This window comes from Streptomyces sp. SCPE 10 (assembly GCF_051980735.1).
In the GTDB taxonomy this organism is placed as follows: Bacteria; Actinomycetota; Actinomycetes; order Streptomycetales; family Streptomycetaceae; genus Streptomyces; species Streptomyces misionensis.
The window spans coordinates 6,863,509-6,888,039 of record NZ_CP197069.1 but is presented as its reverse complement, the minus strand read 5'-3'; the positions used below and the strand labels follow the sequence as shown (position 1 = coordinate 6,888,039).

Annotated in this window: 21 protein-coding genes and 2 pseudogenes; 13 read left to right on the top strand and 10 right to left on the bottom strand. The window is 72.5% G+C overall.

Annotated elements, in window-relative coordinates:
- The first annotated feature begins 87 nt into the window (after positions 1-87).
- The 4 genes and pseudogenes from ACSP97_RS31545 to ACSP97_RS31530 all read left to right on the top strand — a co-directional run bounded on the left by ACSP97_RS31545 (position 88) and on the right by ACSP97_RS31530 (position 2,829).
- Positions 88-255: a hypothetical protein gene (locus ACSP97_RS31545; RefSeq protein ID WP_355526833.1), complete on the top strand. Its 168-nt coding sequence runs from the start codon at positions 88-90 to the stop codon at positions 253-255.
- 54 nt (positions 256-309) lie between these two features.
- A complete protein-coding gene (locus tag ACSP97_RS31540; RefSeq protein ID WP_440555417.1) occupies positions 310-2,091 on the top strand; it encodes a glycoside hydrolase family 15 protein in 1,782 nt (593 codons plus the stop codon).
- Positions 2,092-2,301: 210 nt separating this feature from the next.
- Positions 2,302-2,568 carry a GlsB/YeaQ/YmgE family stress response membrane protein gene (locus ACSP97_RS31535; RefSeq protein WP_355152706.1) on the top strand — a complete coding sequence of 89 codons (267 nt, stop codon included), beginning with the start codon at positions 2,302-2,304 and terminating at the stop codon, positions 2,566-2,568.
- 165 nt (positions 2,569-2,733) lie between these two features.
- Positions 2,734-2,829, top strand: a pseudogene (locus tag ACSP97_RS31530).
- Between the two features lie 63 nt (positions 2,830-2,892).
- Here ACSP97_RS31530 and ACSP97_RS31525 read toward each other — a convergent pair.
- The gene (locus ACSP97_RS31525) at positions 2,893-3,765 is read right to left on the bottom strand and encodes a LysR family transcriptional regulator (RefSeq protein ID WP_364730140.1); all 873 of its coding nucleotides are present in this window, start codon (positions 3,763-3,765) and stop codon (positions 2,893-2,895) included.
- 100 nt (positions 3,766-3,865) lie between these two features.
- Positions 3,866-4,324: an SsgA family sporulation/cell division regulator gene (locus ACSP97_RS31520; RefSeq protein WP_440555414.1), complete on the bottom strand. Its 459-nt coding sequence runs from the start codon at positions 4,322-4,324 to the stop codon at positions 3,866-3,868.
- Between the two features lie 373 nt (positions 4,325-4,697).
- On the opposite strand from ACSP97_RS31520, the gene ACSP97_RS31515 reads away from it, so the two are divergent.
- The 3 genes from ACSP97_RS31515 to ACSP97_RS31505 all read left to right on the top strand — a co-directional run bounded on the left by ACSP97_RS31515 (position 4,698) and on the right by ACSP97_RS31505 (position 7,889).
- Positions 4,698-5,930 carry an MFS transporter gene (locus ACSP97_RS31515; RefSeq protein WP_440555412.1) on the top strand — a complete coding sequence of 411 codons (1,233 nt, stop codon included), beginning with the start codon at positions 4,698-4,700 and terminating at the stop codon, positions 5,928-5,930.
- 113 nt (positions 5,931-6,043) lie between these two features.
- Positions 6,044-6,985 (top strand): LLM class F420-dependent oxidoreductase, encoded by a 942-nt coding sequence (locus ACSP97_RS31510; protein WP_440555410.1) that lies wholly within the window; start codon positions 6,044-6,046, stop codon positions 6,983-6,985.
- A gap of 79 nt (positions 6,986-7,064) precedes the next feature.
- Positions 7,065-7,889 carry a DUF1684 domain-containing protein gene (locus ACSP97_RS31505; protein ID WP_440555408.1) on the top strand — a complete coding sequence of 275 codons (825 nt, stop codon included), beginning with the start codon at positions 7,065-7,067 and terminating at the stop codon, positions 7,887-7,889.
- Positions 7,890-7,977: 88 nt separating this feature from the next.
- Here the strand turns inward: ACSP97_RS31505 and ACSP97_RS31500 are convergent, their stop codons facing one another.
- The 5 genes from ACSP97_RS31500 to ACSP97_RS31480 all read right to left on the bottom strand — a co-directional run bounded on the left by ACSP97_RS31500 (position 7,978) and on the right by ACSP97_RS31480 (position 15,594).
- Positions 7,978-9,660 carry an ABC transporter family substrate-binding protein gene (locus ACSP97_RS31500; RefSeq protein ID WP_440555406.1) on the bottom strand — a complete coding sequence of 561 codons (1,683 nt, stop codon included), beginning with the start codon at positions 9,658-9,660 and terminating at the stop codon, positions 7,978-7,980.
- A gap of 86 nt (positions 9,661-9,746) precedes the next feature.
- Positions 9,747-11,831, bottom strand: a complete 2,085-nt coding sequence (locus ACSP97_RS31495) for an ABC transporter ATP-binding protein (protein WP_355329580.1) — start codon at positions 11,829-11,831, stop codon at positions 9,747-9,749.
- Positions 11,828-12,778: an ABC transporter permease gene (locus tag ACSP97_RS31490; protein ID WP_382074756.1), complete on the bottom strand. Its 951-nt coding sequence runs from the start codon at positions 12,776-12,778 to the stop codon at positions 11,828-11,830. Before ACSP97_RS31490 ends, ACSP97_RS31495 begins: the two co-directional genes overlap by 4 nt.
- Before the next feature lies 1 nt (position 12,779).
- Complete coding sequence (locus tag ACSP97_RS31485; protein WP_355152720.1) at positions 12,780-13,763, bottom strand: ABC transporter permease; 984 nt, start codon at positions 13,761-13,763, stop codon at positions 12,780-12,782.
- A gap of 361 nt (positions 13,764-14,124) precedes the next feature.
- Positions 14,125-15,594: an extracellular catalytic domain type 1 short-chain-length polyhydroxyalkanoate depolymerase gene (locus ACSP97_RS31480; RefSeq protein ID WP_388316241.1), complete on the bottom strand. Its 1,470-nt coding sequence runs from the start codon at positions 15,592-15,594 to the stop codon at positions 14,125-14,127.
- A gap of 433 nt (positions 15,595-16,027) precedes the next feature.
- Here ACSP97_RS31480 and ACSP97_RS31475 point away from each other — a divergent pair, with 433 nt between their 5' ends.
- Positions 16,028-16,855 (top strand): 3-hydroxybutyrate dehydrogenase, encoded by an 828-nt coding sequence (locus ACSP97_RS31475; protein ID WP_358300944.1) that lies wholly within the window; start codon positions 16,028-16,030, stop codon positions 16,853-16,855.
- Between the two features lie 206 nt (positions 16,856-17,061).
- A pseudogene (locus ACSP97_RS31470) lies at positions 17,062-17,156 on the top strand.
- Positions 17,157-17,220: 64 nt separating this feature from the next.
- On the opposite strand, the gene ACSP97_RS31465 reads toward ACSP97_RS31470, so the two are convergent.
- The gene (locus ACSP97_RS31465; RefSeq protein ID WP_440555402.1) at positions 17,221-17,475 is read right to left on the bottom strand and encodes a hypothetical protein; all 255 of its coding nucleotides are present in this window, start codon (positions 17,473-17,475) and stop codon (positions 17,221-17,223) included.
- Between the two features lie 46 nt (positions 17,476-17,521).
- On the opposite strand from ACSP97_RS31465, the gene ACSP97_RS31460 reads away from it, so the two are divergent.
- From ACSP97_RS31460 to ACSP97_RS31450, 3 genes are all read left to right on the top strand, one after another.
- The gene (locus ACSP97_RS31460) at positions 17,522-17,674 is read left to right on the top strand and encodes a hypothetical protein (RefSeq protein ID WP_440555400.1); all 153 of its coding nucleotides are present in this window, start codon (positions 17,522-17,524) and stop codon (positions 17,672-17,674) included.
- 330 nt (positions 17,675-18,004) lie between these two features.
- Positions 18,005-19,402, top strand: a complete 1,398-nt coding sequence (locus ACSP97_RS31455) for an eCIS core domain-containing protein (protein WP_440555397.1) — start codon at positions 18,005-18,007, stop codon at positions 19,400-19,402.
- Between the two features lie 166 nt (positions 19,403-19,568).
- Positions 19,569-21,542, top strand: coding sequence for a lamin tail domain-containing protein (locus ACSP97_RS31450; protein WP_440555394.1), 1,974 nt, complete (start codon positions 19,569-19,571; stop codon positions 21,540-21,542).
- A gap of 24 nt (positions 21,543-21,566) precedes the next feature.
- Here ACSP97_RS31450 and ACSP97_RS31445 read toward each other — a convergent pair whose 3' ends face one another.
- Positions 21,567-22,067, bottom strand: coding sequence for a GNAT family N-acetyltransferase (locus tag ACSP97_RS31445; protein ID WP_355152731.1), 501 nt, complete (start codon positions 22,065-22,067; stop codon positions 21,567-21,569).
- 253 nt (positions 22,068-22,320) lie between these two features.
- The gene (locus tag ACSP97_RS31440; protein WP_355152733.1) at positions 22,321-23,301 is read right to left on the bottom strand and encodes a GlxA family transcriptional regulator; all 981 of its coding nucleotides are present in this window, start codon (positions 23,299-23,301) and stop codon (positions 22,321-22,323) included.
- 130 nt (positions 23,302-23,431) lie between these two features.
- On the opposite strand from ACSP97_RS31440, the gene ACSP97_RS31435 reads away from it, so the two are divergent.
- Positions 23,432-24,397 (top strand): NADP-dependent oxidoreductase, encoded by a 966-nt coding sequence (locus tag ACSP97_RS31435; protein ID WP_358301094.1) that lies wholly within the window; start codon positions 23,432-23,434, stop codon positions 24,395-24,397.
- Positions 24,398-24,531 lie beyond the last annotated feature (134 nt).

Sequence of the window (24,531 nt, the reverse complement as noted above, 5' to 3'; positions counted from 1 at the left end):
CGTGGCGGCGCCGCGTAAACGACCGGCGGTCCGGCTCCCCTGTCCGGCCGACGAAGTGCTCGTCCGAGTGGCTCTGCCGGGACCGTCGTGCCCGACGGTCCGCACGTCGCCACGATGGCCGGGCCGGCGCCGGGCAGCGAGCGCCGGCGCACGGCGGTCCGCGTGGACCTCGCGGTCGCCACCGCCTTCGCGGCGGCCGGGCCGCGCGCCACCCGGACGGTCCCGGTCGCCGGTCCCCCACGGCGACGGCGCTGACGCCCCCGGCGCGCGGGTCGTTTCCCGATGAGGCAGCCGGGAAACCTCCGTGCCATGAACGAGCGAGTCGGCGAACAGGCAGAGGTCGGGCACGCGCTCTGCCCACCATGGGTGCTGCGGGAGTACGGGGTGCTCGCCGACGGCGAACGCGGCGCCGTGGTGGACCCCGAGGGACGGATCGTGTGGCTGTGCGCGCCCCGCTGGCACAGCGACGCCGTCTTCTCCGCCCTGATCGGGGGCCCCGGTTACTTCGGCGTCGAACCGGTGGACCGCTGGCACGTATGGGGTGGCTACTACGAGGACGGCACGCTGATCCGGGTCAGCCGCTGGGTGAGCTCCGACGCGGTGATCGAGTGCCGCGACGCGCTGGCGATGCCGGGCTCGGTCGACCGGCTCGTGCTGCTGCGCCGGATGCGCGTCGAACACGGTGCGGCACGGCTGCGGCTGACCCTCGACCCGCGGCCCGGCTTCGGCGCGGGCCGGGTGCGGGACCCGCGGCTGGTGGACGACGTGTGGACCGCGGACGCCGACGGGCTGCGGCTGCGGCTCACCGGCGCCCAGGACGCCCGGTGGCACCCGGAGGCCGGACTGTGCGGGGAGTTCCGGCTGCGCGAGGGCGAGCACCACGACCTCGTCCTGGAGCTGTCGGAGCGCGGGAGCACCGAGCGCCTGGAGCCGGACCGGCTGTGGGAGGAGACGTGCGCCGCCTGGCGGCGGGCGGTGCCGGACTGCTCCGGGCTGGCCGCTCCGCGCGACGCCCGGCACGCCTACGCCGTCCTGCGCGGCCTGACGAGTTCCTCCGGCGGCATGGTCGCCGCCGCCACCACCTCACTGCCGGAGCGCGCCGACACCGGCCGCAACTACGACTACCGCTACGCCTGGATCCGCGACCAGAGCTACGCGGGCCTCGCGGTCGCCGCCCACGGCCCGCACGAGCTGCTCGACTCCGCGGTGCGCTTCACCACCGAACGCATCCTGGCCGACGGCGAGGGCCTGCACCCCGCGTACGACGTCGGCGGCGGACGGGTCCCGCGGGAGCGCGGGCTGCCCTTCCCCGGCTACCCGGGGGGCGAGGACCGGATCGGGAACCACGCCGCCGAGCAGTTCCAGCTCGACGCGTTCGGGGAGGCGCTCCAGCTGTTCGCCGCCGCGGCGCACCACGACCGGCTCACCCCCGACGCCGAGCGGGCGGCCGCCGTCGCGATCGAGGCGGTGGAGCGCAACTGGAAGCAGCCCGACGCGGGGCTGTGGGAACTGGACGAACGGTGGTGGACCCAGTCCCGGCTGAGCGTGGTCTGCGGTCTGCGCCGGATCGCCGCCGTGTTTCCGGGACCGCAGGGGCGGCGCGGTGCCGACCTCGCCGAGGCCGTGTTCGCCGAGACCCGGCGCCGCTGCCTGCGCGCCGACGGCCGCTGGCGCCGGGCCGCCGACGACGACGGCCCGGAGGCCGCGCTGCTGACGCCGCTCGCCCGCGGCTGCCCGCCCGCCGACGACCCGAGCAGCGCGGTCACCCGCCGCTTCATCGAGGACGAGCTGGCCGAGGACGGCTACCTCTACCGCTTCGGCCGTCCCGGTGTCCCCTTGGGCGAGGCCGAGGGGGCGTTCCTGCTCTGCGGGTTCACCATGGCGCTGGCCACCGACCGCCTCGGCGACCGGATGGGTGCGCTGCGCTGGTTCGAACGGACCCGGACGGCGTGCGGGCCGGCCGGGCTGTTCGCGGAGGAGTACGACGTGCGCCAGCGCCAGCTGCGCGGCAACCTGCCCCAGGCGTTCGTGCACGCCCTCCTGCTGGAGTGCGCCGTGCGCCTCAACGACGCGTCGACGCTGCCCGGCTGACCCGCCGGGGGCGGGGCTGCGGCCGGTGCGGTGGGGTGGCCGTCGAACCGCCGGCCCGGTCCTGGCCGACGGCTTCCCGGCGGGCCTCGACAGGGCCCGTACAGCCACCCGGCGCACCGCCTGCATACGCCGCCCCATCAGGGATATGCGCATGGATGTACGTCGGAGCCCCGCACCGGGGGTGACACAGCGCAACGGAAGGAAGACCTCGTGGGCATCATCGCCTGGATCCTGATCGGCCTCATCGCGGGCGCCATCGCGAAGGCACTGACCCCCGGCAAGGACCCGGGCGGTTGCCTGGTGACTATGGTGATCGGCATCGTGGGCGGGCTGCTCGGTGGCTGGCTGGGGAAGGTGATCTTCGGCGTCCACTCCATCAACGGCTTCTTCCACCTGTCCACGTGGATCGCCGCGATCGTGGGTTCCGTGATCGTGCTGCTGATCTACCGCCTGGTGACCGGACGATCGTCGCGCTGACCGCGTACACGAAAGAGGGCGGCTTTGACGGGAGCCGCCCTCTTCGCGTGCGCGGCGAGCGTGCGCGGCGAGCCGCGTCAGCTCCCCGTCAGCCTCGGGTCAGCGGCCCCCGGCACAGTGGTTGTCGTGAACGGAACGGGCCCTGGGAGGCCCGGCCGGGAGCAGGGAGAGGTGCCCGGAGTGGTTTAACGGGGACCGGCGAGCATGGCTCGGAGGTCGGGTCCGCGAGGACCCGCGCAGGTTCGAATCCTGCCCTCTCCGCGGACGGACGGCGCGCGCCGTCCATACGGCGGCGGCGGTCGCCGTCCGGTCGCGGATTTCGCGTCACCCGATGTGCTTCAGCAGCGCGGCGACCGCGGGGGGCGCCTCGCCCGGGGGCCGGACCACCATGATCTTCCAGTTCGGGGCGTGCCGCCGGAACGGGAGCTGGCGCAGGTCGCCGAACCGGTCGGCGATCGACCGGGGCATGATGCACACGCCCAGGTCGTTGCGGACCAGTTCGGCCGCGGCGACGATGTCGTTGACCTCGAACGTCGTGCTGCGTTCCACACCTGCGGCGCGAAAGGCCCGGTCGACGGCGTAGCGGATGGCCCAGCCCGGCGAGAAGTCGACCAGGGGCAACCGGGCGACGTCGGCCAGGTCGACTTCATTGCCCGGGGTCGTGCCGGGGAGTTCCCGGTGGGACGACGTCACGAGCACCATGTCCTCGCGGGACAGCAGGCGCGTGGTCAGTCCGCGTTGCTGTTGCCGGTCGAGGGCCACGACCGCCAGGTCGACGGTGCCGTCGCGCAGTGCCTGGCGGATGTCGGCGACCGCGGCCTGCCGCAGCTGCACCACCACGCCCGGATGCTCGGTGCGCAGCGCCGCCAGCGCATGGTGCAGCCCCGCCCACACGCCTTGCATGGTGCCGACCGTGACCCGTCCGCGCAGCTGTCCCTTGACGGCGTCGACCGCTGCCCGGGTCAGTTCGGCGGCGCGGAGGGTGGCCCGGGCGGCGGGGACGAAGGCCTCGCCCGCCGGGGTCAGGGCGACGCGGTGCGTGGTGCGGTCGAACAGAGGGGTGCCCAGCTCGCGCTCCAGGGACCGGACCGTCCCCGACACCGCGGACTGGACCACGTGCAGGCGCCGTGCCGCCGCCGTGAAGCCGCCCGTGTCGGCCACCGCGACGATGACTTCCATCTGTCGCAGATCCATCATCAGCTCCCGCTCGCCGGCGCTCCGCCCGGTGCGAGGACGGCCGTCACCGCTGCATCGTATGCGGGCACAGGCAGTGGATCACGTGCCGCGGGCGGGACGCTCAGCGGCCGTCGAGCAGTCTGCCGACGAGGACGTCCCAGTCGATCCACTGGTTCTCCTCGCCGGGCGGAACCGCCACCCAGGTACGCACCAGCCATTCGCGCAGCGGCTGACTGGGCACGTCCAGCAGGACCGAGCCGGTGCGGTCCCGCAGGAAGAGCCGCGCGTTCGGCCTGTCGTTGCAGCGGCACGGCGGCCAGATGCGCACGTCGCCCTCTCCGGACGCCCTGTGCAGCCCCGACTGGAGGAGATCCCGGGCGAAGGACCAGCGGGCGCTGCCCGAGCTGTCGGGCTTGGGCAGCTCCAGGAGCATGGTGAACGGCTCCCGCCGGTCGTAGGAGAACCGCACCGTGATCGGCACCGTCTCGGCCCGGCCGATCACCATGTCGGCCGCGACGGTCACGGCGATCGCGCCGCTCGGTTCCCGTACGCCCTCCTCCGGCAGCGGGTGCTGGTTCACGATGGCTCTACCTTGATTTCTTTCAGCGACGTACGCGTCAGGACGGTTCGACCGGAAGCGCTCGACCAGAGCGCACTTCCTCGTGAATACCGTAGGGCCCGGCGGTCCGGGGACTTGCCGGGGAACGCACGGGGCGTTGCCCGGGGAGGCACTCCGCCCGGCCGCGTCCGCCCGGCGGCGGTGCCCGGGGCTACGCTGCGATCCCGCTTCATCTCCGATCAAGATGACTGACTTCACGAACCATCGCGCCGGGAGCGGAAGAGCGGAGCCCGGCCAGGCGCTTACGCCTGTGTGACGGCATCGACGACGCTGCCGGACCACCGACGACCCGTTTCGAGCCCGGCTTTCCGGCTCACCCGTCAAGAAGGTGCACATGTCTTCCGCATCAACCGATGCCCACAGCTCCAGCCGGCCCGGTGCCGCCGAGGCCCCCCATGGCGTGCCGGGGTGGCTGGTCGCGCTTCTGGCGGTGGCCTCCGGCATGACGGTGGCCAACCTCTACTACGCCCAGCCCCTGCTGTCCACGCTGAGCGACGTGTTCCACACCGGAACGGCCACGGCCGGCACCCTGATCACCCTGACCCAGGTCGGCTACGTGATCGGCATGCTCTTCCTGGTCCCGCTCGGCGACCGGCTGGAGAAGCGCAACCTGATCGCCGTGATGCTGACGGTCACCACCCTCTCCCTGCTGGCGGCGGGCCTGGCCGTCAACTTCCCCATGCTGCTGATCGCGTCCCTGGTCAGCGGCGCCACCTCGGTCGTCGCGCAGATATTGGTGCCCTTCGCCGCGAGCCTGGCGCCCGACCACGCCCGGGGCCGCATCGTCGGCCGGGTGATGAGCGGTCTGCTCACCGGCATCCTGCTCTCCCGCACGCTGAGCGGTCTGGTCTCGGACCTCGCCGGCTGGCGCGTCGTCTTCCTCGGCTCCGCCGTCCTGATGGCGGTGCTCGCCGTGGCCCTGCGCGCGGCCCTGCCGCGGCACGCGCCCACCACCACGCTCCCCTACCCGGAGGTGCTGCGCTCCACCTTCCGGATGGTGCGCACGCACCCGGCGCTGGTGCGCCGCGGTCTCTACCAGGCGGCCATGTTCGCCGCGTTCAGCGCGTTCTGGACGACGGTCTCCTTCGTCCTGACCGGCCCCCGCTTCCACTACTCGTCGATCGGGGTGGGTGTCTTCGCGCTCGTCGGCGCGGCCGGCGCGGCCGTCGCCCCGTTCGCCGGGCGCTGGGCCGACCGAGGGCTCGTCCGCCCCGTGACCGGCATCGCCTTCGCGGTGGCCGCGCTGGCGTTCGCGCTCGCCGGGTTCGGCGGACACAGCGTCGTCCTGCTCGCCCTGGCCGCGATCCTCGTCGACATGGCCGTCCAGACCAGCCTCATCCTCGGCCAGCACACCGTCTACCAGCTGGACCCCGCCGCCCGCGCCCGTCTCAACAGCGCCTTCATCGCCATGTTCTTCGCCGGCGGCGCCGCCGGTTCCCAGCTCGGCTCCGCCGTCTTCCACGCCGGGGGCTGGACCGCCCTGTCCGTCCTCGGCGCGGCCCTCGCCCTCGCGGCCCTCCTCTACTGGAGCACCGAGCGCCGGGGCGGTGCGGCAGCGGCCCGGTGACACCGGCACCGTGAGTGCGGTACGGGCGAGGCGGGCGCCCGTACACACGACTGACAAGAAGCTGTCACACACGATCCGGAATGCCGCTCGGAAGGCCGTCCGTTCTGACAGGCATGACTGTTGGAGTAGTACTCGACGCGTCCCAGGCGCAGAACCAGGTCGACGCCAGCGTGCAGCTGGCCCAGGAGGCCGCGGCCGCCGGTCTGCGGTCGGCCTGGTTCGGTCAGGCCCTCGGTGCGGACTCGCCCCAGCTCGCCGCGCTCGTCGGGCGCGCGGTGCCCGGACTGCATGTGGGCACCTCCGCGATCCCCGTCTTCGGCCGGCACCCACTGCTGGTCTCCAGCCAGGCCCAGACCGCCCAGGCCGCGACGCACGGCCGCTACCACCTCGGGCTGGCCCTGGGCACCAGGCTGCTGACGGAGACCGGCTTCGGACTCCCCTTCGAGCGCCCCATCGCCCGCCTCCGCGAGTTCCTCGTCGCGCTGCGGCAGCTGACCGAGACCGGCACGGCCGACTTCCACGGCGAGCTGCTCACCGCGAACACCCCGGTGCCGGCGCGGGTACCGGGCGCCGAGGGCGGGGTCCCCGTGCTGGTCGCCGCGATGGGGCCGCAGGCGCTGCGGGTCAGCGGCGAGCTGGCGGACGGGATCCTGCCGTACCTGGCGGGCCCGCGTGCCCTGGCGGAACACATCGTCCCCGCCCTGACCGCCGCGGCTCAGGCCGCCGGCCGTCCCGCGCCCCGGATCGTGGCCCTGGTGCCCGGCGTGGTCACGGACGACGTGGACGCGGTGCGGGCGAAGGCCACCGAGCGCCTCGCCTTCTACGAGCAGATCCCGTCCTACGCGCGGGTCATCGAACTCTCCGGCGGCCGCCGGGCCGCCGACGTGGCCGTGATCGGCGACGAGAAGGCCGTCGAGGCCGAGGTGCGGCGCTACCGCGACGCCGGGGCCACCGAGGTCGTGTTCTCCGGGACCGACATCGCGGGAGACGCGGATCGCCGCCGCACCTGGGCGCTCCTCGGCGAACTGGCCGGGCGCGCGGGCCCGTCGGCGTGAGCCGGCCCGTCGGCACCGGCCCGGCCGGATGCCCTGTCCCCCTGTGCGAGGCCGGGCCTCGCCCGACGAAGGAGAACCGATGACCACCGAGGCCACCGCGACGGACCTCCAGGAGTTCACCGAGAACTGGCGGGAGTGGTACCGCGCCCAGGAGGCCAGGATCGCCGACCCGCACGGGTTCCTGGCCATCACCAGTCTGCACTGGCTCGACGGGACGCCGCGGCGTTTCCCCGACGCGCCCGGCGCGTGGCACACCGGCCCCGACGGGGTCGTGGTGCGCCTCGACGACGGGGAGGAACTGGTCGTCGGCGGAACGCCGGTGCGGGGTGAACACCGCTTCGGCGTGCTCGCCGAACGCGACGGCGTCGACGCGGTCTGGGGGGACGCGGTCATCGAGGTCGCCAAGCGGGGCGGCCATGACATCGTGCGCCCCCGGCACCCGGACGCGCCGCTGCGCACGGCCTTCACCGGGACGCCCGCCTACGCCCCCGACCCGCGCTGGGCGGTGACGGGCCGGTACGTCCCCTTCGACGAGCCGCGGCCGACCACCGTGGGCGCGGCCGTCGAGGGCCTCGAACACGTCTACGACGCCCCGGGCAGGATCGAGTTCGAGCTGCTCGGGCGACGACTGTCCCTGACCGCGTTCCCCGGTCACGGTGCCGGCCGGCTGATGGTGCTGTTCACCGACGCGACCTCCGGGGTGACCACCTACGCCGCCAACCGGGTGCTGACCGTCGGGCCGCCGGCCGCCGACGGCACGGTCCTTCTGGACTTCAACCGCGCCGCGAACCTGCCGTGCGCCTACACGGACCTGGCCACCTGCCCGCTGCCACCGGCCGAGAACCGGCTGCCGGTGGCGATCGAGGCGGGTCTGCGGATCCCCCGCGAGCGCGGCGGGTCCTGAGCGGGTGCGCCGGCCGCGGCGGACGCTCCTCGCAGCGGGCCGGGAGCGGGACGGCGGCGGTTCGGCCGCCGTCCCCCGCCCGGGGCGGTCACTTCTCCCAGCCGACCGTCTCCGGGAGCGGGTTGTAGAAGATGGTCGCGCCGACGTTGGCGAGGCCCTTCTTCACCCCGTAGGTCGACGGTCCGCTGAACAGCGGAAGGAAGGCGTACTCCCGGAGCGCCTTCCGCTCGACCTCGTTGGCCGCCGCGGCCTGCTTGCCGAGATCGGCGATCTTGCCGGTGGCGCGGATCTCCCGGTCCAGCGCGGGCGAGCCCGCACCGGTGATGTTGGAGTCGCGGTCGGAGCAGTAGAAGTCGCACAGGTAGCGGGCGCCGAACGGGTCCATCGAGCGGTTGCCCGACAGGAACAGGTCGAACTTGCGGTCGCTGAGGATCTTGGAGAAGTCCGCCTCGTCGGCCTTTCTGATGTCGAGGCGGATGCCCACCGGCTTCAGCATCGCCGCGAGGGCGCCGGCGGTCGCCTTGTCCAGCGGGTCGTCGCCGAGGAGCGTGTAGCCGACTTCGAGCTTCCTGCCGTTCTTGGCGCGTACGCCGTCGCTGCCGGGCTTCCAGCCCGCCGCGTCCAGTTCCTTCCCGGCCTCCTGCGGCGCGTACTTCAGCACGGCGGAGAGGTTGTCCTGGTAGCCCTTCTGGAAGCTGTAGAGGATGGCGGAGCCGGGCAGGGGCTCCTTGTAGTCCAGGCCCTGGAAGCGGATCTTCGCGATCTGGGTGCGGTCGACGTTCTCCTCGATGGCCTTGCGCACGGTCGCGTCGGCGAGGACGGCGGACTTGGTGTTGAAGTAGAGCGAGTACTCGAAGGGGCTTCCGCCGCTGCGGATCTCCGTGCCCTTGAGCCCCTTGATCTGCTCCAGGCTTTCGGCGTCGGTCGCGGAGACGTAGTCGATCTGCCCGTTCTTGAAGGCGTTGATCGCCGCGGTCGACTCCAGGTTGACGTAGACCCGCTTGTCGAGCTTGCCCTTGCGGCCCCACCACTTCGGGTTGCGGACGAACGTGATGTCGCCGGAGTGAGTGTCCCACTTGCCGACGGTGTACGGCCCCGCGCCCCACTCGGGGTGGGCCTTCTTGACGTAGGCGTTGTTGAAGTTCGCGACCGTCGCGGCCTTGGGGTGCAGGAAGGTGGTGAACAGGCTCGACCAGGACGGGTTCACCCCGTGGAAGGTGATCACGGCCTGCTTGGCGTTCACGCCCTTCGTCACCGAGGTGATCTGGTCGTAGCCGTCCGTCGAGGAGGCGGCGTACGCCTTGTCGGAACCGTTGTTGGCCTTCCAGGTGGCCCTGATCGCGGTCCAGTCGATGGGTGTGCCGTCGTTGAAGATGGCCTTGGGGTTGATGGTCAGCGTGACCTTCTGGTTGCCGCCCACCACGGCGACCTTCACATCGCTGAAGTAGTCCGGGTTGTACTGCACGTCGCCGGTCGGCGAGTAGGTGATCGCGTCGGCGTTGTACCAGGCCCACACGCGGGACGCGGTCAGCGTGGCGTTGACGTTGAACGGGTTGCCCTGGTCGTCGAAGGTCCCGACCGTGGTGTAGGTGCCCCCGTCCTTGATCCGGTCGTACGGCGTGGGGTTGTAGTCGGCGGCGGACGGCGCGGCCGCGGGGGTGTTCTTCGCGTCCGACCGCGCGGAGTCCTTCCCCGAGGAGGACTGGCACGCGGTGGCGGCGACGGAGATGGCGGCGATCAGGGCGACGGGCAGGGCCAGTCTCGTGCGCATGGTGGGAGGTTCCTTAGAGGTCGGTGAGGGACAACGTCGCCGGGCCGGGTTCGGCGCCGTGACGGGCGTACCGGCGGCGGGGGTGGTCAGACGCCGTGGCAGGCGTACCGGTGGCCGGGGTGTCCGGCCGCGGAGGCCGGCACGGGTGGCACGGTGCGACAGCGGTGCCGCAGTTCGTCGTCGGCGTCGCGGTACAGCGGGCAGCGGTCGACGAAGACACAACCGGCGGGCAGCCGTGTGGCGTTGGGCTGCTCGCCCACCAGCACGACGCGTTCACGGGTGCGTTCCCGCTCGGGGTCGGGTATCGGGATGGCCGACAGCAGCGCACGGGTGTAGGGGTGCTTCGGATCGGAGAAGATGGCCTCGGTGTCCCCGGTCTCGACGATGTGCCCCAGGTACATCACCGCGATGCGGTCGGAGATGTACCGGATCACGGCCAGGTCGTGGGCCACCACGAGGTAGGCGAGCCCGAGTTCGCGTTTGAGCCGGGCCAGCAGGTTGATCACCCCGGCCTGCACCGACACGTCCAGGGCGGAGAGCGGCTCGTCGAGCGCGAGCAGTCTGGGCTCGGTCGCCAACGCGCGGGCGATGCCGACCCGTTGGCGCTGGCCGCCGGAGAGCTGGGCCGGGAAGCGGTCGCCGACCGAGTCGTCCAGCCCCACCAGGGACAGCAGTTCGTGGACCCGGGCGCGGATCGACTCGCGGTCGCGTCCGGCCGCTTGCAGGGGTTCGGCCAGCGAGTGGGAGACGGGCATCCGGGGGTCCAGCGCCCCCAGCGGGTCCTGCATGACGATCTGTACGTCCTGCCGCAACTCCCGGGCGCGGGGACCGGACGCGACCGTGGCGACGTCGGTGCCGGAGATCTCGATCCGGCCGCCCTCGGGCCGGCGCAGCCGCAGGATCTCCAGCAGGGTCGTCGTCTTGCCGCTGCCGGACTCCCCCACCAGGCCGAGCGTCTCCCCGGCGCGCAGTTCGAAGCCGACCCGGTTGACGGCGTGCAGCGTACCGATCCGGCGCTTGAGGAGGGCTCCCTTGGTCACCGGGAAAGTCTTCACGAGGTCCTCGACGCGGAGCACCACCTCACCGGCCTCGGCACGCTCCACGGGCGCCGGCGGGTCGGCGGGCGCGGCACCGCCCGTCGGGTCCAGCGATCCGTCGGCGATCTCGGCGGCGCGCAGGCAGGCCACGTGCCCGTGTCCGGTGACGAGGCGGGGCTCCGGTTCGCCGGAGCGGCACGCGTCGAGGGCGACGGCGCAGCGGGGCGCGAAGGGGCAGCCGTCCGGGAGGCCCACCAGGGCCGGTGGCTCCCCGCCGATCGGGACCAGGGGGCGGCGGACGCCGCTGTCCACGGTCGGCACGGCGGCCAGCAGCCGCGCGGTGTACGGCATCGTCGGCCGGCGGAACAGTTCGGCGGCGCCCGCCTGTTCCACGAAGCGGCCCGCGTACATGACGGCGACGTCGTCCGCGTGTCCGGCGACGACCCCGAGGTCGTGCGTGATCAGCAGGAGACCCGCGCCGGTCTCCCGCTGCGCCAGCCGCAGCACGTCCAGGATCTGGGCCTGCACGGTGACGTCGAGCGCGGTGGTGGGTTCGTCGGCGACGAGCACGGACGGCCGGTTGGCGATGGCCAGGGCGATGACCACCCGCTGGCGCATGCCGCCGGAGAACTCGTGCGGGAAGGACGTGGCCCGGCCGCGCGGGTCGGGGATGCCGACGAGGTCGAGGAGTTGCACGGCCTGCTCCCAGGCCGCCCGCTTGGACAGGTCCTGGTGGACCCGCAGGGCGTCGGAGAGCTGTCTGCCCACGGAGAAGATCGGTGTAAGGGCGGACAGGGGGTCCTGGAAGACCATGCCGATGGAGTTGCCGCGGATCTTCGACAGCGCCCGGTCGTCGAGGCCGATGAGGTCCTGGCCGTCGAGCAGCACCTGGCCGCGCACGTCGGCGGTCGGGGGCAGCAGGCCCATGATGCCCATCGCGGTGGCCGACTTGCCCGAGCCGGACTCGCCGACGACGCAGAGGGTACGGCCGGGCAGCAGGTCGAAGCCGACGCCGCGCACCGCCTCGACGGTGCCCGCCTCGGAGGGGAAGGAGATCCGCAGGTCCCGCACGGAGAGGACGGGGTCGGTGCCGGTGGACGGGGCGGGTGCGGGCAGCGGGGTCGCGAGGGTCATCGTCGGCCTCCTGCCGAGCCGGTCACCGACGTGGGGTCGAGGGCGTCGCGCAGGCCGTCGCCGATGAGGGTCATCGACACGGTGAGCAGCACGACAAGGCCCGCGGGGAAGGCGAAGAGCCAGGGGGCGCTGGTGATGGTGCCCGCGCCGTCCGCGAGCATGGTGCCGAGGGAGACGTCCGGGGTCTGGACGCCGAACCCCAGGAAGGACAGGGCGGTTTCGCTGAGCACGGTCGCGACGACGCCCAGGGTCAGATTGACGATCAGCAGGGAGCCGAGGTTCGGGATGATGTGGCGGAGGATGATGCGCAGCGGTCCGACGCCCATGAACTCGGCCGCCCGCACGTAGTCCCGTTCGCGCAGTGAGGTCGACACCGACCAGATCACCCGCGCCGTGGACATCCAGCCGAACACGGTCAGCACGACGATCAGCACGCGCCAGTCGCCGGCCAGCCGGTGGGAGACCAGGGCGAGGATGAGGAACGAGGGGACGATCAGGAGGAAGTGGATGACGGCGAGGGTCGTCCGCTCGACACGGCCTCCGAAGTACGCGGCGCCGGAGCCGATGATCGCGGCCAGCACGATCGTCAGCACCGACACGCTCACGGCGATCACCAGGGAGCGCTGGAGCCCGTGCACGGCGCAGGCGTAGATGTCGTTGCCCCCCTGGTTGGTGCCGAACCAGTGGAGGCCGCTCGGCGGCTGGGTGAGCGCGGTGAAGTCGGCGTCGGTGTACGCGTAGGAGGTGAACCGGCTGCCGAACGCCGCGAAGAGCACCAGCAGCAGGAAGATCACCACTCCGACGACGGCGAGGCGGTTGCGCAGGAAGCGCCGCAGATAGAGCCGGCCGAGGCCGAGGTGCGCGCGCCGGGGCGGGGCGGCCGCCGCTTCGGGGGCCTGCTCCCCGGCGGGACGGGAGTCGGGGGCGGTCGTCGCGTCGGTGGTCACGTCAGCTCACCCGCACCCTCGGGTCGAGGAAGACGGTGGCGATGTCCGCGAGGATCGCGCCGATCGCGGTCAGTGCCGCGGCGAAGGCGGCCGTCGCGACGACGCCGTGCACGTCGTTCTTGCTGATGGTCTGGACGAAGTAGCGGCCCATGCCGTTCCAGCCGAAGATCGTCTCCGTGATGACCGCACCGGTGAAGACGGCCGGTACGCTGAACGCCACGGAAGCCGCCGTCGGGATGAGCGCGGCCCTCAGGGCGTGCCTGCGGATGGCCTGGCCCCGGGTGAGCCCGGTGGCCCGGGCGGTGCGCACGAAGTCGGCGTGGAGCGTGTCGAGCAGCAGTGAACGCTGCGTCAGGTGGTAGCCGACGTAGCCCATCAGGGTGAGCGCCAGGGTCGGCAGGACCAGGTGTTGGAGGCGGTCGCCGATCGTGGGCAGCAGTCCTTCGACGCCGGGTGAGCTCTCTCCGGCGACGTAGAAGAAGTGCAGCCCGGTGTGCTGGTTCAGCCAGATGGCGACGAAGACCACGGCGAGGGCGGCGACGGACGCGGGGATGTTGAACACCACGATGGACACGGCCTGCGCCACCCGGTCGGCCCAGCCGTACTGCCGTGCGGCGGTGTAGACGCCGAGCGCGACGCCGATCACGACGGACAGCACGGTCGCGATGACGACCAACTCCGCGCTCACCAGCGCCCGGTAGCCCACCTCGCCGTTGACGGAGACGCCGGTCGGGGACTTTCCCCAGTCGAAGTGCAGGGTCACCGAGGTCAGCCAGTCCCACCAGCGGTGCACCAACGGCACCCGGGGGTCCAGGTTGTACGGCGCGAGGGCCCGGTCGATCTGTGCCTCGCTGCGGACGGGCCGCAGCTCCTTGAAGTTCGAGCGCGGGTCCAGGAACCAACTGGCCAGGAAGTAGGTGGCGTTCGTCGCGACGACGATCATCAGGAGCCAGCCGACCGCCTTGCGTGTCACATAGCGCAGCACGCGCGGCACCTCCTTGCCACACACGGAATGTGCGCCTCGGGAGCACCGGGGGGACAGGTGGAGTGCATGCGCGGTGAAGCTTTCTGGGGGTACGGAAGGGTGACATGGGGATGTACACGTCAGCCTGATCCGCACCTCGCCGGAACACCAGGTTTTACCCGGCGCCGCCATGAGGTCGACATGTTGCCGTAGCAGACGGTCCGGAATACGGCGCAATTCGGATGATCTTGAAGCGGGCGCGCGTTACGTTCCGAGGGGCTCGGGCGCGGGCCGGCACCGCCGAGTGGGCCGGTGCCCGCCCGCCGGCGGTGCCGGCCCGGTGGTCGGCGGCCACCGGGCGGCCCCGTGACCGCCTCCGCCGTCAGCAGCCCGAATCCGCGACGACGAAGTAGCCGGGGGACGTCTCCTTCAGGGTGTGGGTGACGGCGAGGGTGTAGAGGCCCATGGCGTCGTTGGAACCGTTGGCGTAGGTGTAGCCGAGGCTCTGGTGGGCGCGTCCGGCCTGGACCTGGTGGTAGTTGTCGGTGGTGTAGCACTTGGGCGCGGCGCCCGTGGTCGTCGCCGTCACCGGCGCCGATGACGCGCCGACGGCTCCGGAGGAGTCCACCGCGGCGACGGTGTAGGTGTAGGAAGTGCCGGCGGACAGACCGGTGTCGGTGTAGGAGGTGCCCGTCACGGAACCGGCCTTGGCGCCGTTGCGGTAGACGGTGTAGGAGGCGGCGCCGCTGACCGGGTTCCAGGTCAACGAGGCTCCGGTGTCGGTCGTGCCGGTCACGGTGAGGCCGGACGGGGCGGGCAGGGAACCGGTGCCGCCCCCCTGGCCGCCGCTGCCGTCCAGGCCCCAGAACAGCGCGGTGTGGTAGCTGGAGCAGATGTAGTCGAGGTAGTAGGCCCCCGTGCTGCCGCACTGGTCGGCGCCCGAACCGGGGTCCACGGCGAGGCCGTGCGTCATGCCGGAGATCGAGAACAGGGCGACGGCGGGCTTGCCGGTGCTGTCGTCGTAGAGGCTCTCGGTGGTGCCGCCGGTCAGGCTCCGGGTGCTGGAGGCGGTCTGTCCGATGCCCCAGACATCGGTCCACTGGTCGCGCAGTTCGGTGCCGTTGACCTGGTTGACGGTGGTGTCGGCGGTCCCCTGCCAGATGGCGACCCGCGGCCACGGCCCCGAGTAACCCGGGTAAGAGTTGCGGACCTTGTCGCCCCACTGCTTCGGGGTGAGGTTCTGGCTGCCGGACTGGCAGCCGGAGGCGGCCGTCAGCGTGGTGGCGCACTGCGCGGGCAGACCGGAGTCGACGGAGCCGCCGGCGAACACGTCCGGGTAGTCGGCGAGCAGGTCCGCGGCCATGCCGCCGCCGGCGGACAGGCCGGTGACGAAGATACGGCCGCGGTCCGAGCCGTACTGCGCCACGGCGGTGTCGACCATCTGCATCACCGAGGCCGCCTCGCCCTTGCCACGGGTGTCCTTGGTCGAGTCGAACCAGTTGAAGCAGGACAGACTGTTGTTGGCCGAGCTGGTCTGCGGGTAGACCACGGCGAAGCCCCACTGGTCGGCGAACTTCTGCCAGCCGGAGTGCGTGTGGTAGTCGCTCGCCGACTGGGTGCAGCCGTGCAGGGCCACCACCAGCGGTGCGTGGGCGGGCAGGTTGGACGGGGCGTACTCGTACATCGCCAGGTTGCCGGGGTTCGAGCCGAAGGCGGTGACCTGTGTGAGGGTGCCGGCGGCCGCCGCGTCCGTCGCGAGGGGGCCCGCGACGGTCAGGCCCGCGGCGCAGGCGGCCAGCGCGGCGGCGAGTGCGATGCGCCGGATGAATCCACGCCAGGTGGAGTGAGGCATGCTGCGACTCCGTTGAGTGGTGGGGGTGGGAGGGGGAGTGCGGGCCCGGCGCGCCGCCCGGCGGTCCCACCCCGCCCGGCGCCGCCCCGCGCCCGCCGCGCCGGCCGTCGCGGCATCCGGCCGTGTGCGGCCCGCCGTCGTACCGGCTTGCTGGAAGCGGACCGTACGACCGGCCGGCCCGGCGCGACATGTGAGGGGCAGCCAGGACCGCGGTGCCCGGCGTGGCTCGCACCGCCATGGTGTCCGCGGTCGCGCCGTGCCTGTGGCGGTGGCAACGAGCGGTGTGCCCGCGCCTGCCGGGTGCGCCGGAGGGGCCCTGGCCGGGGGTGTCCGCCGGGCGTCGGCACATGGTGGCGGGCCCCATCTCGCCCGCCGAAAATATGTCGGCGCCCGACGTGCCTCCCGCGTTGGTTCGTCCCTACGGTGGTCGGCCATGGACAGCACCAAGAGCTCCGACGAGGGCTCGTCCCAGCATCCCGGGCCCGGTGACGCCTGCGCGTCCGCTCCGGCCCCGCCCCGGTTTCTCACCGGCCGCAAGGTCCTGGTCACCGGTGCGGCCGCCGGGATCGGCCGGGCCTGTGCCGAGGGCTTCGCCGCGGCCGGCGCCGAGGTCTACGTGGTGGACCGGGCCGCCGAGGCCGCCAAGGAGGTGGCCCGGGTGATCGGCGGCATCGCCGTCGTGGCGGACCTCTCCGAGGCCGACGCCGTGGACGCGCTGCCGGACGACGCCGACATCGTGGTCAACAACGCGGGCCTGCAGCACGTCGCCCCCGTACACGAGTTTCCGCCCGAGCGGTTCGCCCTGATCCAACGGGTCATGGTGGAGGCGCCGTTCCGCATCCTGCGCCGCACCCTGCCCCACATGTACGCGCGGAAGTGGGGCAGGGTCGTCAACATCTCCTCCGTGCACGGGCTGCGCGCCAGCGCCTACAAGTCGGCGTACGTCGCGGCCAAGCACGCGCTGGAGGGCCTGAGCAAGGTGGTCGCGCTGGAGGGCGCGGCGCACGGCGTGACCAGCAACTGCGTCAACCCCGGCTATGTCCGCACGGCGCTGGTCGAGGAGCAGGTGGCCGACCAGGCGCGCGCGCACGGCATCCCGGCGGCGGAGGTGCTGGAGCGGGTGTTCCTGGACCGCACGGCGATCAAGCGTCTGATCGAGCCGGAGGAGGTCGCCGAGGCGGCCCTGTGGCTGTGCACCGCGCACAGCGGCCACATCACCGGCGCCTCGATCCCCCTGGACGGGGGCTGGACGGCCCGTTGAGGGCCGGTCGCCTCGGGGCACCGGCTCCGTGCGGGGCGACGGCGGCGGGAGCCGGGCCGCGCCGGGCCGATCCTCCGGGAGTTCGACACCCATGGCGTACGCACCATTGGCTGCGCACTGGTCGTTGGCGTGTCAGCCCCGTGTCAGGGGCCCATGCCATTCTCTTTCACGTGAACGACCCCGGAAGACAAAGGGGTCGGGAGCGAGGAGAGGTGCCCGGAGTGGTTGATCGGGGACCAGCGAGCACGCCTCGAGGTCGGATCCGCAAGGGTCCACGCAGGTTCGAATCCTGCCCTCTCCGCGTCATGCGGCGCGCCGCCCACCGGGGAACACCGGGAGGGCGGCGTGCCGATACGCAGATTCGGTCACCGGTCGGCGACGGCTCTGTGCTCGACCTCGCAGTGCGCGATCTGCTCCACGCGTCCCGTGCTCACGGCGGGCACCCGGAGGGTCGTCCTGCCCTTCGCGGGCACCGACACCTCGTTGCCCGTGCCGGCGATGGCGAACCCCCGCGCGTCCTTGAAGCTCATCTTCACCATGAAGACGGCCTCGCGGTCGTTCGGGTTCCTCACCTCGACGGTCGCGTACGGGTCCGCCACGTTCGCGCAGTGCACGAGCACCGCGGTGCCGTCCTTGAGGGGCCGGGCGGCGTGGGAGGGAGACGCCGTGGGGGTGGGAGTGCTGGTGGGCCGTGCTCGGCGCGACCCGCCGCCCGTGCTCGTGCTCGTGCTCGTCGCGGAGTCGTCCGAGTCTCCGCCGGACGAGCCGCTGCCGGACGAGCCGCTGCCCCGCGCCGTCGACGAACCGTCGTGGTCCTGACGGGAGCTGCTGCAACCCCCACCGCCATGGCTCCCGTGGCCATGACCCGACGAGAACCCGGTCAGGGCCAGCACCACCATCGCCGACACCGCCGTGACCTTGAGCGCGCGCCCCCGTGTGTACATGCCATCACCCTATCCGAAGCCGTACGGGACGGGTTCGACGGGCAGCCCACCGGCCGCCCGCTCGACGGCCTTTCGGGGCGGCGGTGCCGGGAGGTGTCCGTTCGGGCAACGGTTCGTGCCCTCGCTTCCGTCCCCCCGGCCCTGTACGCACGTCCGGCCGGGTACGAGAGTGGACGCCCGGTACTTCAGGTCACCGGAGGATGTCATGCGCGCTCAGCGGACCGCTCAGCAGACCGGCGACGAGACGCTCGGTTCCGCCCGAGGAAACGCGCGGCGGCCGTCCCCCACCGCGGCCGTCCTGCCCGGCGGTTCGCTCTCCGCCGTGAGTCCCGCGGCGGTGTCGGCCCTTCAGCGCTCCGTCGGGAACGCCGCCGTCTGCCGCATGCTCGAAGAACAGCGCGCCCGCTCGGGAGGCGGCCGGCCGGACTCCGGTGACGGACGACCGTCACCGGTGGTGCAGCGATCGAGCGTGCACGACGTGCTGAACACCCCGGGACGGCCCCTCGATCCGGCGGTACGGGCCGAGTTGGAGCCCCGGATGGGGGCGGACTTCTCCGGTGTCCGCGTCCACGACGACGCCGCGGCGCGCGCCTCCGCCGCCGAGGTCGGTGCCCGCGCCTACACCTCCGGGCACCACATCGTCATCGGCGAAGGCGGCGCCGACGCACACACGCTGGCCCACGAACTCACCCATGTCATCCAGCAGCGGCAGGGCCCGGTCGCCGGCACCGACAACGGCAGTGGCCTGCGGATCTCCGACCCCTCCGATCGCTTCGAACGGGAAGCCGAAGCGAACGCCCGCCGGGTGCTGGCGGACCACGCCCCGCTCCAGCGGATCACCGGCAAACCCCGCGCGTCGTCCACCGCCATCCAGCGGATGAAGGACGACGAGTTCGATGAACTGATGAACGACAGGGACCTCGACGCCTCGAGCGACGACATGGATTACGACTTCGCGTTGGAGGACGCCCTGCGTTTCGCGCCTCGCGGAGCCGGGACGCAGGAGGAATCCGGCGAAGAGGCCGAGGACAAGCCCATGGACGCCGCGTCCCGCCTGAAGCGCGCCAACGAGCGCCGGGCGAAGCGCGGAGTGCCGGCGAAGGGCGACCTCATCGGGAGCAAGCCGGTGACGCCGTTCGGAACGGTCTCCCTGAACCAGGGATACGAGGGAGACCTGGGGACCGTCGTCAAGAGCAGGAAGGACGACTACCCCGGCACACAGGGACGGGAGTGGGAGAAGTACGCCCACCTCCTGCCGCGCCTGAGCCCCGCGCAGCGAGTGGCCCTCGCGGACGCGGTGGGGGCGGGCTCGCTGACTCCCGAGAACATGCGCCTGTTCGAGCAGGACAGCGAGGCTCGGCGCGCCGCCGCCGTGCTGTACGGCATGGCGCACAACTCCGAGGAGCTCCGGTACCCCGGAGCGAGCAAGGCGTTGCGCGCGGCCTTGCGGCAGAACGACGGAAACTACTCCGTGGAGGAGTTCTGCGCGAACTTCCCGATGGCGAAGCCCGGCGGCGCGGGATCGTTCCGCGGGGACCCCCAGCTGTCGTCGCCGACGCGAGCCACGTTGGAGGCGATGTCCGAGTCCTCCGAGGAGGAATGAGCGCCTCCGATCCACTCCGCGGTGCTGCCGATCCACGCCGCGCCCGCCGCGCGGGCCGCCGGCGCGTGTGCGGGCGTCCGGTCGCGCCTGGCATTCCGGTAGCCGGCACATGGAGTTGGGCTGGAGTTCACGCTGTGTCAAGCGCGTGTCGCGAGAGTCCCGCCTCGTGCCTACCTCACACTCGCGTGCCGGCGTCGCCTCCGTATGCGCCGCGGCTCTGACGCTTTCAGGACTGCTCGTCACCGGGGTGCTCGCCGCCCGGCCCGCGGCCGCGGCGGACCCGGCCGACTACCAGAACGTCCGGATCAACGAGGTCACCTCGTCGAACGACGACACGGTCGAGCTGTACAACGCCGGCTCGACCGCGGTGAGCGTCAGCGGCTGGAAGGTGTCCGACGACAGCTTCTCGCCGCAGTCGTTCAGCCCGTCCTCCGGCACGATCCCGGCCGGCGGCTTCGTCACCTTCGACTCGCCCAAGGGGCTGGGCGATTCGGACAAGCTGGTGCTCTACACGGCCGGCGGCACGGTGGTCGACCGCGTCGAGTGGGCCACCGGCAAGGCGAAGCCCGCGATGGCGCGCTGCGGCGGCGACGGCACCGGCGCGTGGGTCACCACGACCACGGCGACCACGTTCGGAGCCCCCAACGCCCCCGGCTGCCCCGCCTCGGTCCCGGCGGCGAGCCGGGTGCGGATCAACGAGGTCACCTCCGGCGACGCGGACACCGTGGAGCTGTACAACGGTGGCACCAGCGCGGTCGCCCTCGGGGCGTGGAAGTACGTCGACGGCGACACCTCCCACTCCCCCGCCGCCCTCTCGTCCGCCTCGCCGAGCGCGACCAGCATCCCCGCCGGCGGCTACGTCACGTTCGACTCCGCCCTCGGCCTGGGCGACAACGACTCGCTCTTCCTCGTCGACGGCAACGGCACCACGGTCGACTCGGTGACCTGGGCGACCGGCGGCGCCAAGCCGTCGAGCGAGCGCTGCGCCAACGGCACCGGCTGGTTCCGGACCTCCACCACCGCGACGTTCGGGGGCGCGAACTCCTGCTCGGGCGGCAGCGGGGGCAGCGGCGGCGACGGCGGTCGGCTGCTGGGCGGCGGCGGCGCGCTCACCAGCGGCTGCGCCCCCGAGGCGCCCACCGGCACGGGTTCCGCCCCGGCGGGCACCCTGGCGTGGCCGGGCGGGAAGGACGTCACGATCGCCGACGACGTCTGCGCCTTCACCACGTCCACCGGCCCCGAAGGCCGGGACCTGAGCGGCCTGGCGTTCGACCCGTCGAACCCGTCGGTGCTGTGGGCGGCGAAGAACAAGAACTGGCTGTTCAAGCTGGTCAAGAGCAACGGCAAGTGGATCCCGGACCCGTCGTGGAGCGCCACCGGCAAGCAGCTCCGCTTCCTGGGCGGCTCCGGCGAGCCGGACTCCGAGGGGCTGACGGTCGGCGGCAACGGGCACGTCTACGTGACCTCCGAGCGTGACAACGCCAAGAACACGGTCCCCAAGGACACGATCATGGAGTTCGATCCGACCGCCGCCGGCTCGACGCTCACGCCGGTCCACCAGTGGGACATGACCGCCCAGTTCCCGCAGCTGAACACCGGCAGCAAGGACGACGCCAACCTGGGCTTCGAGGGCGTCGCCTACGTGCCGGACGGCTGGCTGACCGCCAACGGCTGGGTGGACCCGCTCACCGGTGCCGCCTACGACCCGGCGAACTACCCGCTGCACGGGTCGGGACTGTTCTTCGCCGGCCTGGAGTGGGACGGCACGCTGCACGCCTACGGCCTGAACTCCGACGGCACGTTCACCACGTTCGGCACGATCGGCACCGGAAAGGACTCCGTGATGGACGTGATGTTCGACGCCGGAACCCAGCGCATCATCGCGACCTGCGACAACACCTGCGGAGAGACGCACACGTCGATGAAGGTCGACTCCACCGGGGCGCTCGTCCCGGACGTGACGTACACGAATCCGGCGGTCATGCCGGTCGACAACCTGGAAGGGTTCGCCATCGCGCCGGCCTCGACCTGTGTCGACGGCTCACGCGAGGCGGTCTGGGCCGACGACGGCGTCTACGGCTTCGGCCCCGGCAGCTCCTCGTACGGGCACGCCCTCTACAGCGGCACCTTCCCCTGCTGAACCCCCGCCCGAGCCCAACCGGGCCTACGGACCGCCTCGTTCAGGAGAGATGCGGAACTCGAATTCGGGGCGGTCCCACGGCACGGCGGGCGGGTTGGCGCGTGCGGTCCCCGTCCGCACCGCGCCGACGCGGTGGTAGAAGTCCTCGGCGGGAAGATGCGACACGACCTTGACCCGGTCGAGTCCGGCGGCACGGGCCTCGGACCGCATGTGCGCGACGAGCATCCGTCCGATGCCCCGCCCTTGCGCCTCGTCGGCGACGAACAGCAGGTCGAGCTCGGGTGGGGCGAGGACGAGCGAGTAGAACCCGAGGACCCGGCCGCCGTCCTCCGCACCGCCGACGGCGACGAAGCTGCGGTGGGCCTCGATGTAGTCGGGACCGACCCGGTAGCCCGCGACCGCGGACGCGTACTGCCCCTTGTAGGCGCCCGAGCCGCGCACGATCCGCGTGAGCCGCCTGGCGTCCCGCGCGACGGTCCGCCGTATCGTGATCGACTGGTCGGCCGGGGAAGTCCGTGAACCCATCGGGCGAGTATGTCGCACCGGGAAGTGCCCGGACGCGGCGGGTCGCCGATCGAGACGCCACGGACCGTCGTTCCGGCGGCGCGAGCCGTCGCTCCGCCGCCTCGGGCCGTCGCTCCGGGCAGCATGGACCGTCGCTTCGGGGCGGCGCCGGCCGTCCCTCCCCACCGGCTCCCTCCGCTCGCCTTCCCACCGGACCCGACCCCGGCATCCGTGGACCGGCCGGGGAAATGATCTCGTCCAACCGGCCCGTTGGTCACGCGGCGGGCATCCGCTGCGGTGCGTGGTGGGCGCGCCGATAGGCCAGCGGGGACAGGCCCAGGTAGGTGTAGAAGTGCTTGCGCAGGGCTACGGGGTCGCCGAAGCCGCAGGTGGTGGCGATCCGTGCGACGGTCAGGTCGGTGGTCTCCAGCAGCAGGCGCGCGTGCTCCAGCCGCCGTTGCGCCAGCCACTTCAGCGGACTGCTGCCCACCTCACTGCGAAACCGCCGGGTGAAGGTGCGCACACTCATGTGCGCGTGCCGGGCCATGTCCTCCAGGGTGAGCGGCTCGGCCAGCCGGTCCAGCGCCCACTGCCGGGTCGCCGAAGTGGACCGGTCGGTGTCCCGCGGTACCGGGTGCTCGATGAACTGCGCCTGCCCGCCCTCGCGCCACGGCGCCACCACGCAGCGCCGCGCGGCGGCCGAGGCCACCGCCGCCCCGTGGTCCAGTCGCACCAGGTGCAGGCACAGGTCGATGCCGGCCGCTCCGCCGGCGGACGTGAGGATGCGCCCGTTGTCGACGAAGAGGACGTCCGGATCGACCTCGACGGCGGGGAACTGCCGCGCCAGCGCGTCGCACAGCGCCCAGTGCGTGGTGGCCCGCCGGCCGTCCAACAGACCGGCCGCCGCGAGCAGGAAGGCCGAGGTGCACAGGCTGACGATGCGGGTCCGCGGCCCGATCCGGTCCAGCGCCGCGGCGAGTTCCCCGGGGAGCGTGCCGGTCGTGAGCAGGTCCTCGGTGGGCTCCTGCGTGGCGAGCACGACGGTGTCCGCGGTCTCCAGCACCGACTCGTCGTGGTCGACGAGGAGCCGGTAGTCCTCGTGCGTGCGTACCGGCCGGCCGCCGAGGGAGCAGGTGACGACGGAGTACAGACGGGTCCCGTCCGGTTCGCAGGCCTCGTTGAAGACCCGGGCCGGGATGCCCAGGTCCAGCGGCAGGACTCCGTCGAGGGCGAGGACAGCGACACGATGCGGCATGGCCGGAATGGTACGACAGGTGACCCTCCGGCCACTCACCCACGTCCTCGCGCACACGTCACTCTTTCTTCTGCCGGGGCCGCGGTCCCGGCAGAAGAAAGAGAGTGAGACGGACATGAGCGAGGGCAACATGAGCGAGCACACCATGCGGGCTGTCACCCAGACGGAGTTCGGCGGACCGGAGGTGCTCACCGTCGAGGAGGTCGCTCGCCCCGAGCCGCTGCCGACCGAGGTGCTGGTGCGGGTGCACGCGGCCGGCGTCAACCCGGTGGACTGGAAGACCCGCGAGGGTCAGGGCATGGCGGGGCTGCAGACGTTCCCGCTGATCCTCGGCTGGGACGTGTCCGGGGTCGTCGAGGAGGTCGGCTTCGGGGTCACCACGCTGAAGCCGGGTGACGAGGTGTACGGCATGCCGTGGTTTCCGCGCGCCGCCGGCGGCTACGCCGAGTACGTGACCGCACCGGCCCGCCAGTGGGCCCGCAAGCCGGCCACCCTGGACCATGTGCACGCGGCCGCCGTGCCGTTGGCGGCGCTGACCGCCTGGCAGACCCTCGTCGACACCGCCCATGTGCGGGCCGGGCAGCGCGTCCTGATCACGGCCGCCGCCGGCGGAGTGGGCCACTTCGCGGTCCAGTTCGCCCGGCACCTGGGCGCCCGGGTGATCGCCACCGCCAGCGCCGCACGCCACCCGTGGCTCAAGGAACTCGGTGCCGACGAGACCATCGACTACACCACCACCCGCTTCGAGGACGCCGTCGAGGACGTCGACGTCGTCATCGACCTGGTGGGCGACGCCCACGACGAGACCAGCACCCGCTCGCTGAAGGTCCTGCGCCCGGGCGGCCTGCTGGTCGCCGTCCCGTCCGGGGTCTCCCCGGAGCTGACCCGGGCCGCCGAGGCGGCCGGCAAGCGGGCCACCCCGTACCTGGTCGAGCCGGACGGCGTGGCGCTGACCACGATCGCGGGCCTGATCGACGCCGGCGAGGTCACGGTCGAGGTGGAGGAGACCTTCCCGCTGGAGCGGGCCGGCGCGGCCCACGCCCGCGTCGAGGCCGGCCGCACCCGCGGCAAGATCGTCCTCACCGTGACCGGCTGACCACCGGACTGCGGCGGCAGCACCGCCGGCCACAGCGCCGCCGGTCCCGGCCGGGCCGTGCTGCCGCCGTCCGGGACGGCACCGGCGAGGCGCGCGTCGATTCACGTCGTGCCCGGTCAATCCTTGATCGGCGG

What these genes read in the sequence shown, in the direction of transcription:
- ACSP97_RS31505 (WP_440555408.1), top strand. Translation starts at nt 7,065, where the DNA reads ATGACCACCGAGGCCACCGCGACGGACCTCCAGGAGTTCACCGAGAAC.
- ACSP97_RS31525 (WP_364730140.1), bottom strand. Translation starts at nt 3,765, where the DNA reads ATGATGGATCTGCGACAGATGGAAGTCATCGTCGCGGTGGCCGACACG.
- ACSP97_RS31515 (WP_440555412.1), top strand. Translation starts at nt 4,698, where the DNA reads ATGTCTTCCGCATCAACCGATGCCCACAGCTCCAGCCGGCCCGGTGCC.
- ACSP97_RS31475 (WP_358300944.1), top strand. Translation starts at nt 16,028, where the DNA reads ATGGACAGCACCAAGAGCTCCGACGAGGGCTCGTCCCAGCATCCCGGG.
- ACSP97_RS31445 (WP_355152731.1), bottom strand. Translation starts at nt 22,067, where the DNA reads ATGGGTTCACGGACTTCCCCGGCCGACCAGTCGATCACGATACGGCGG.
- ACSP97_RS31480 (WP_388316241.1), bottom strand. Translation starts at nt 15,594, where the DNA reads ATGCCTCACTCCACCTGGCGTGGATTCATCCGGCGCATCGCACTCGCC.
- ACSP97_RS31435 (WP_358301094.1), top strand. Translation starts at nt 23,432, where the DNA reads ATGAGCGAGCACACCATGCGGGCTGTCACCCAGACGGAGTTCGGCGGA.
- ACSP97_RS31540 (WP_440555417.1), top strand. Translation starts at nt 310, where the DNA reads ATGAACGAGCGAGTCGGCGAACAGGCAGAGGTCGGGCACGCGCTCTGC.
- ACSP97_RS31455 (WP_440555397.1), top strand. Translation starts at nt 18,005, where the DNA reads ATGCGCGCTCAGCGGACCGCTCAGCAGACCGGCGACGAGACGCTCGGT.
- ACSP97_RS31510 (WP_440555410.1), top strand. Translation starts at nt 6,044, where the DNA reads ATGACTGTTGGAGTAGTACTCGACGCGTCCCAGGCGCAGAACCAGGTC.
- ACSP97_RS31440 (WP_355152733.1), bottom strand. Translation starts at nt 23,301, where the DNA reads ATGCCGCATCGTGTCGCTGTCCTCGCCCTCGACGGAGTCCTGCCGCTG.
- ACSP97_RS31495 (WP_355329580.1), bottom strand. Translation starts at nt 11,831, where the DNA reads ATGACCCTCGCGACCCCGCTGCCCGCACCCGCCCCGTCCACCGGCACC.
- ACSP97_RS31500 (WP_440555406.1), bottom strand. Translation starts at nt 9,660, where the DNA reads ATGCGCACGAGACTGGCCCTGCCCGTCGCCCTGATCGCCGCCATCTCC.